This is a genomic window from Streptomyces niphimycinicus (assembly GCF_018883605.1).
GTDB classification, from domain to species: domain Bacteria; phylum Actinomycetota; class Actinomycetes; order Streptomycetales; family Streptomycetaceae; genus Streptomyces; species Streptomyces niphimycinicus.
Genome location: NZ_JAHLEM010000604.1, coordinates 1 through 7,618, shown reverse-complemented (window position 1 = coordinate 7,618; position 7,618 = coordinate 1). Strand labels below are relative to the sequence as shown.

The 7,618-nt window shown below is 72.0% G+C and carries 6 protein-coding genes; 5 read left to right on the top strand and 1 reads right to left on the bottom strand.

Annotated elements, in window-relative coordinates; all coding sequences use genetic code 11:
- The 4 genes from KN815_RS37490 to KN815_RS52415 all read left to right on the top strand — a co-directional run.
- Positions 1-542: Rossmann-fold NAD(P)-binding domain-containing protein (locus KN815_RS37490; protein WP_507229921.1), on the top strand; the 542-nt coding region annotated here is incomplete at its 5' end.
- Between the two features lie 160 nt (positions 543-702).
- Positions 703-948, top strand: a complete 246-nt coding sequence (locus KN815_RS37485) for a hypothetical protein (RefSeq protein WP_216346304.1) — start codon at positions 703-705, stop codon at positions 946-948.
- Complete coding sequence (locus KN815_RS37480; protein ID WP_507229920.1) at positions 935-2,176, top strand: serine hydrolase; 1,242 nt, start codon at positions 935-937, stop codon at positions 2,174-2,176. The genes KN815_RS37485 and KN815_RS37480 overlap by 14 nt, the downstream gene beginning before the upstream one ends.
- Positions 2,152-2,526 (top strand): serine hydrolase domain-containing protein, encoded by a 375-nt coding sequence (locus tag KN815_RS52415; protein WP_372458583.1) that lies wholly within the window; start codon positions 2,152-2,154, stop codon positions 2,524-2,526. Before KN815_RS37480 ends, KN815_RS52415 begins: the two co-directional genes overlap by 25 nt.
- 39 nt (positions 2,527-2,565) lie before the next feature.
- On the opposite strand, the gene KN815_RS37475 is transcribed toward KN815_RS52415, so the two are convergent.
- The gene (locus KN815_RS37475) at positions 2,566-4,995 is read right to left on the bottom strand and encodes a glycoside hydrolase family 31 protein (protein WP_216346303.1); all 2,430 of its coding nucleotides are present in this window, start codon (positions 4,993-4,995) and stop codon (positions 2,566-2,568) included.
- A 209-nt stretch (positions 4,996-5,204) separates the two neighbouring features.
- Here KN815_RS37475 and KN815_RS37470 point away from each other — a divergent pair, with 209 nt between their 5' ends.
- A complete protein-coding gene (locus tag KN815_RS37470; protein ID WP_216346302.1) occupies positions 5,205-7,226 on the top strand; it encodes an acetoacetate--CoA ligase in 2,022 nt (673 codons plus the stop codon).
- Positions 7,227-7,618 lie beyond the last annotated feature (392 nt).

The following is a 7,618-nucleotide window of genomic DNA, read 5'->3' as shown; positions in this document are numbered from 1 at the left end:
CGCTGGAGCTGGCCGCGCGGGTGCGGGCCCGGCCCGGGTGGGCCGTGCCGCGCGCGTCCGGGTTCATGCAGAACTTCCTGAGCCCACACCCGGTGGGCGGGCGCATCCGGCGGCACGGCGAGATCCGCACCGCCGCCGGTGACGGCCGAGTGGGTTGGGTCGACGCGCGGGACATCGCGGCCGCTGCCTTCGCCCTGCTGGCCGACCCCGGCATCGAGCCCGGCGGTCGGCGCGACTACCTGCTCACCGGGCCGAATGCCTTGAGTTACCAGAGCGCGGCGGCAATCATCACCGCCCGTACTGGACGGCCGGTCCGAGTGGTGACGATCGGCGCCGACGAGCAGGCGGCCAACTACCGGGCCGCAGGCATGTCTGCCGAGTTCGCCGCTGCCATCGCCGCTGTGGAAGACGGCATCAGGGCTGGTCGGGAAGACCAGGTCAGCACCGCGGTGCTGGACCTGACCGGCCGTCCGCCCCGCAATTTCGCCGAATTCGTCGAGGAGCACGCAGCCGAGTGGGCGTACGCCGGGTTGTCCGAGTGACGACCGTCTCGTTCTCGCGGTCGACGTCTCGCCCCGGTTGCGGCCGGACGCGGCCACTTGCCCGGCCCGTGATCGCAAGTCCCCGACGCATCGCCCTGCCGTGTCCTGGTCATGAGCAACTCGGGTTGACTAACCTCATTAGTCAACTACAGTTGCTTGCATGCCCGCCGCCAAGAATCCCCTGCCTCAAGAGCCCGCCGACAGCCTGGCGGCTGTCGTGGCGTTGCGGCGCCTTGCCGATCAACTGGAGGACGCCGCTGTCGAGCAGGCCATGCGGGCGGGCTGGAGCTGGCCGCAGGTCTCCGAGGCACTCGGTGTCACCCGCCAAGCGGTCCACAAGAAGCACGCCAAGCGGCTCATCGCCGCCGGAGTCAAACTGAGGAGGCGCGGCGATGAGCGCGTTTGACAAGTACCTGCACGCGGTCATCGTGCGGGCGACGCACGAAGTCCACGAGGACGGCTCGGCGACGATCGACGCGCACCATCTCCTGTTGTCGCTCGCCGCCGACCAGGGGTCCACCGCACAGCGGGTCCTGGCCTCGGCCGGGCTCGATCACGCTGCTGTCCGCGAGGCACTGGACCGAGAGTTCGAGCACAGCCTGAGCATGATTGGTGTGTCTCCGGGCGCCTATGACCTTCCCAGGCCGAATCACGCTTCCCGGCAGCCCAAGTTGGGTGCGTCCGCCAGACTCGCACTGGAGCGGAGCTTCGCCTCCGCCCGCAAGAAGGACCTGGGGTCAGCGCATCTGCTGCTCGGGATCCTGAAGGCTCACATCGGTACCGTGCCGCGCGCGCTCGCCTTGGCCGGTGTCGATCAGGCCGAGCTGGCGGACCGGGTACGGCAGACGCTCAGCGCCCGATCGGGAGCCGAACCAGCCAAGGCTGCGGGCGCCGTAGCCGAGTCTGCGCCGGACTCAAAAGCCGAGGGCTACGAGGCGATCCGGCGATTACTTCAGCAAGCCGTGGCTCAAGGCGGCCTTCCCGGCATTCTTGCTGAGGTCCGCGACGGCGACCGGCAGTGGTTCGGGACCGCAGGAGTGGCCGACACCCGAACCGGCCGCGAGCGCTCACAGCAGGACCGATTCCGGATCGGCAGCATCAGCAAGACGTTCGTGGCCACCGTCGTGCTGCAACTGGCGGCCGAAGGCAGGCTGAGCCTGGATGACACCGCCGAACAGTGGCTGCCCGGCGTGGTCCACGGCCACCACCACGACGGTTCCAGCGTGAACATCAGGATGCTGCTCAACCACACCAGCGGGATCTTCAACTACACCGATGACCAGGAAGCGCTGAACCGTTCCGAGACACACACCCCCGAGTCACTGGTGCGGATCGCCGTATCCCATCCGCCCACCCTCACACCGGGTTCGGGCTGGGCGTACTCCAACACCAACTACGTCCTCGCAGGCATGATCATCGAACGGGCCACCGGCCGCGCGCTTGCCGAGGAGATCGCAGAGCGGATCTCCCGCCCACTCGGCCTGACAGGCACTACCTGCCGCACGGCAGCGACCCGACGATCCACGGGCCACACTCCCGGCACTACACAAAGCTGTTCCGGACCGACCCCGGCGCGCCGGTCCACGACGCGACCGAGCTCGATCCATCCATGTTCTGGGCAGCCGGCGGCATGATCTCCACCGCCGGGGACCTCAACCGGTTCTTCGGCGCCCTGCTGGGGGGCCGGATACTGCCACCGGGCCAACAACACGACATGTTCACCACCGTGCCCACCCGCGACTGGATTTCCAACGCCGCCTACGGACTCGGCGTTTCGTCAGTGCGGCTGCCCTGCGGAGAAACGGTCTGGGGCATGGGGGGTGCGCTCTTCGGATCGTGGTCCTACAGCTACGGCGCTCACGGTGGCGAAGAGATGGTCACCGCCAACGTCAACGGCGACTGGTGCGATGGCGGTTGGAAGGACCCCATCGGTATCTTCACCGATCTACTCCAGGCGAAGTTCTGCGGCCGGAGCGGTACCTGAACACCGGCCGCCGCAGGGCGACTCGCGACGCGCACCCCCTCAACTCGTGCGACGCGGCGGCTTCCCCTCCTCCGGGGGCTCGCCCCGTATCCGTACCGGATATCCCACCTCGCCACCGCCCTCCCGCTCTATCGTCGGCGCACCGTCCCGCAGCCGGGTGGCGAACCGCAGCAGTTCCGGCTTCTCCCAGCCGTCGCCCGTCTCCACGGCCAGCGTGCCCGCTCCCGCGCCCTTACGGCCCTGGCACGGTGTCCATACCTCCAGCTCCACCCCGCCGTCCGGCCCCGTCACCGGAACCACCGAACCGGCCCGGGCCAGTACCGGGATGCCCGACAGCGGGGCGTCCAGGACCACCTTGCCCGGGCCGTCGTAGGCCCGGCCGGTCACCGTGTCGTACCAGCGGCCGCGTGGCAGCCGTACCGGCCGGCGGCGGGCGCCCTCCTCCAGGACCGGCGCCACCAGCAGCGCGTCGCCCAGCAGAAAGGCGTCCTCGCAGTCGCGCAGCGCGCGGTCCTTGGGGGTCCGCCACCACACGGGGCGGACATACGGGGCGCCGGTGCGCGCGGCCAACTGGGCCAGGGTCGTGAAGTAGGGCATCAGCCGCTGCCGTTCGCGCAGCGCCGCCGCCGCGTGCTCCAGCACCTCCGAGCCGAACTCCCATGGCTCCCGCCGCCCCGCCGTGATCGCCGAATGGGTGCGGAACAGCGGCAGATACGCGCCAAGCTGGAACCAGCGCAGATACAGCTCCGGCGACGGGAAGCCGGTGAAGCCGCCGATGTCGGGCCCCGAATACGGCACCCCGGACAGGCCCAGCCCGATCACCAGCGACAGCGAGGCCCGCAGCCCCGCCCAGCCGGTGGCCACATCGCCGGACCAACTGCCCCCGTACCGCTGGAGCCCCGCCCACCCCGAGCGCGAGAAGAGAAACGGCCGCTCGTCGGGGCGCAGCTCGCACAGCCCCTCGTAGCCGGCCCGCGCCATCGCCAGCGCGTAGACGTTGTGCGCCTCGCGGTGGTCGCCGCCGCGGCCCTCCAGGGCGTGCCGGGCCGAGCGCGGCAGGGTGGTCTCCCCGAAGGCGGCGAACGACACCGGCTCGTTCATGTCGTGCCACACCCCGGAGAAGCCCTGCGCCAGCCGCTCCGCGTACAGCCCGCCCCACCATTTGCGCACCCGCGGATCGGTGAAGTCGGGGAACACCGATTCGCCCGGCCAGACCACTCCGCGCACCTCACGGCCCCGGGTGTCGCGTACGAAGACGTCGTCCGCCGCCCCGCTCGCGTACACCGCGTCGCCCGGCTCCGCCTTCACCGCCGGGTCGACGATCGACACCAGCCGCACTCCGTCCTCGAGCAACTCGGCGGCGAGCCCCGGCAGATCGGGAAAGCGCGCCCGGTCCACCGTGAACACCCGGTGGCCGGCGTAGTGGTCGATGTCCAGATGCAGCACGGACAGCGGCAGATCCCGCTCCCGGTAGCCCGCCACCACCCGGCGGACCTCCTGCGCGTCGTGGAACCCCCAGCGCGCGTGGTGATGGCCGAGGGCCCACCGCGGCGGTACGGCCGGGGCGCCCGTCAGCGCCGCCCAGCCGTGCAGCACCCGCGCCGGGGTGCCCACGATCACCCAGTAGCGCAGCGGGCCGCCCTCCATCCGCGTCCGGCAGCTTCCGGGCCGGTCGTGGCCCGAGCCCGCGCCCTCCTCGCCCTCCCGCAGGGTGACCGAGCCGTCCCAGGAGTTGTCGTGGAACACCAGATGGGTGCCCGCGTCGGCCACCACCAACTGCACCGGCATGGTCAGATACAGCGGATCGTCCCCCGGCCCGAAGCTGCCGCCCGGATCGGTGTTCCACAGCCGGTACACCCCGTCCCGCAGCCGCGGCCCCGACGCCCGTCCGCCGAGCCCGAAAAACCGTGCGTCCGCCGCCACTTCGGACCGCTGGAGCCAGCGCGCGCCCTCCCCACCCGCCCCCGGCTCCAAGGGGCCCGGCGCCCCGGCCGGCTCCCACCAGCGCGGCGGCAGATCCCGTCGCAGCACCACCCCGCCCGGGGTGCGCACCTCCACCGTGCCGGTCCGCGACACCATCACCGTGACCCGCTCGGACACCACCCGCCAGCCGCCGCCGGTGTCCGGCTCCAGCTCCGCCCGCTCGTCCGGCTCCGGACAGGGCCCGTCCAGCGCGTACGACGGCTCCGGCTCGGCCCCGTCCCAGCCGCAGAACACCGCGCCACCCGTGGTCACCCGCACCCGCAGCGAGGACCTGGCGAACCGCACCACCCCGCCCCCCGGCTCCGGCTCGGCCCCCTCCACCTCACCCGGCACCCTGGCCAGCTCGGTGCCCCGGCGGGGCAGCCCGACCGCGTCGGAACGCCGACGCCGCCAGGCCGAGCGCAGTGACCGCAGCCCCTGCGCCGTGCAGATCACCTTCATCGACCGCACCAGCTTTTCCGACCGCACCAGGTCACGCGCATCCATACTGATCAGCCTGCCATTGCCGACGCCCGGCAGGGATATGGTTCAACTGCCGTTCACCTGTGGTCCTCCCACATGATCCCGCCCTGTGATGTGGAGTGGCGCCCCTGGTGTCGGAGTCGATCACGTGGCATCGTCCTGACCGGACGCATACGAGGCGGATGCACCACCCACGGACACATCCGACGCGGACAGCCCGGGAGCCGACACCCATGACCACCGCAGCCCACTCCGACCATCGGCCACAGCCCCTGTGGCAGCCCGGCGCGGACCGGATCGACCGGTCCCGGCTGACCGCCTTCCACGCCTGGGCGGCCGAGCGGCACGGCGCGCCCGCCCCCGCCAAGGACGACCCGGCCGCGAGCTACGCCGCGCTGCACCGCTGGTCGGTGGAGAAGCTGGAGACCTTCTGGCAGGCGGTCGCCGAATGGTTCGAGGTGCGCTTCACCACCCCGTACGAACGGGTGCTCGCCGACGCCACCATGCCCGGCGCCCACTGGTTCCCCGGCGCCACCCTCAACTACGCCGAGCACGCCCTGCGCGCCGCCGAGGACCCCGCCCGCGCCGCCGAGCCCGCGCTGCTCCACGTCGACGAGACCACTGACCCGCGCCCGGTCACCTGGGCCGAACTGCGCGGCCAGGTCGGCGCCGTCGCCGCCGAGCTGCGCCGCCTCGGCGTCCGCCCGGGCGACCGGGTCAGCGGCTATGTCCCCAACATCCCCCAGGCCACCGTCGCCCTCCTGGCCACCGCCGCCGTCGGCGCCGTATGGACCTCCTGCGCCCCCGACTTCGGCGCCCGCAGCGTCCTGGACCGCTTCCAGCAGGTCGAACCGGTGGTGCTCTTCACCGTCGACGGCTACCGCTACGGCGGAAAGACCCACGACCGCACCGAGACCGTGGCCGAGCTGCGCGCCGAGCTGCCCACCCTGCGCGCCGTCGTCCACATCCCGCTGCTGGGCACCCCCGCCCCCGAGGGCGCGCTCCGCTGGGACGACATCGTCCGCGAACCGGCGGAGCCGGTCTTCGAGCCGCTGCCCTTCGACCACCCGCTGTGGGTGCTCTACTCCTCCGGTACCACCGGCCTGCCCAAGGCGATCGTCCAGTCCCAGGGCGGCATCCTGCTCGAACACCTCAAGCAGCTCGGCCTCCACTGCGACCTCGGCCCCGGCGACCGCTTCTTCTGGTACACCTCCACCGGCTGGATGATGTGGAACTTCCTGGTGTCCGGACTGCTGGTCGGCGCCACCGTGGTCCTCTACGACGGCAGCCCCGGCCATCCGGACACCGCCGCCCAGTGGCGCGTCGCCGAGCGCACCGGGACCACGCTCTACGGCACCTCCGCCGCGTACGTCATGGCCTGCCGCAAGGCCGATGTCCACCCGGGCCGCGACTTCGACCTCTCCCGCATCAAATGCGTCGCCACCACCGGCTCCCCGCTGCCGCCCGACGGCTTCCGGTGGATCCACGACGAGGTGGCCGAGGACATGTGGATCGCCTCCGTCAGCGGCGGCACCGATGTGTGTAGCTGCTTCGCGGGCGCCGTGCCCACCCTCCCCGTCTACATCGGCGAGCTTCAGGCCCCCGGCCTCGGCACCGACCTCCAGGCATGGGACCCACAGGGCGAACCGGTGGTCGACGAGGTCGGCGAGCTGATCGTGGCCCGCCCCATGCCGTCGATGCCGGTCCGCTTCTGGAACGACCCCGACGGCAGCCGCTACCGCGACAGCTACTTCGAGATGTTCCCCGGCGCGTGGCGTCACGGCGACTGGATCACCCTGACCTCCCGCGGCACCGTCGTCATCCACGGCCGCTCCGACTCCACCCTCAACCGGCAGGGCGTCCGGATGGGCTCCGCCGACATCTACGAGGCCGTCGAACGGCTCCCGGAGATCCGCGAATCCCTCGTCATCGGCGTCGAACAACCCGACGGCGGCTACTGGATGCCACTCTTCGTCCACCTGGCCCCCGGCGCCACACTGGACGGGGAACTCCTGAGCCGCATCAAGACCACCATCCGCACCCAGCTCTCCCCACGCCACGTCCCGGACGAGATCATCGAGGTCCCTGGCGTCCCCCACACCCTGACCGGCAAACGCATCGAGGTCCCGGTCAAGCGCCTCCTCCAGGGCACCTCCCTGGAGAAGGCGGTCAACCCGGGCTCGGTGGACGACGTGGAACTCCTGCGGTACTACGAACGCCTGGCAGAGGAGAAGCGCGGCGCGGCTGGGGCTTGAGAGGGAGGCCGTCCGGGGCGGAGCCGCACCCCCAGCCCTCCCGGACCGGAGCTCCTCCCGACCCCACCCCTCCGCGTCCCAGCCCCCTCCGCCCCCACCCCTCCGGCTTCCCAACCCCCTCCGCCCCCAGCCCTCTCCGCGTCCCAGCCCCTTCCCGGACTCCCAGCCCCCTCCCGGACCTCCACCCCTCCGGACCCATGGCCCCCTCGGACCCGTGGCCCCCTCTGGACTCCACAGCCCCCTCCGCCCCCACCCCTCCGGCGTTTGAGGAGCGGGGTCCAGGGGCGGAGCCCCGGCGGGGGTCCGGGGGCGGAGCCCCCGAAACGGGGTCTGGGGCGCAGCCCCAGCGGGGCCCGGGGCAGCGCCCCGGTTCGGGAAGGGGCGGGGTGGGG

Excerpts from the sequence above, each read along its gene's own strand:
- KN815_RS37485 (WP_216346304.1), top strand. The coding sequence starts at position 703 with ATGCCCGCCGCCAAGAATCCCCTGCCTCAAGAGCCCGCCGACAGCCTG.
- KN815_RS37480 (WP_507229920.1), top strand. The coding sequence starts at position 935 with ATGAGCGCGTTTGACAAGTACCTGCACGCGGTCATCGTGCGGGCGACG.
- KN815_RS52415 (WP_372458583.1), top strand. The coding sequence starts at position 2,152 with ATGTTCTGGGCAGCCGGCGGCATGATCTCCACCGCCGGGGACCTCAAC.
- KN815_RS37475 (WP_216346303.1), bottom strand. The coding sequence starts at position 4,995 with ATGGATGCGCGTGACCTGGTGCGGTCGGAAAAGCTGGTGCGGTCGATG.
- KN815_RS37470 (WP_216346302.1), top strand. The coding sequence starts at position 5,205 with ATGACCACCGCAGCCCACTCCGACCATCGGCCACAGCCCCTGTGGCAG.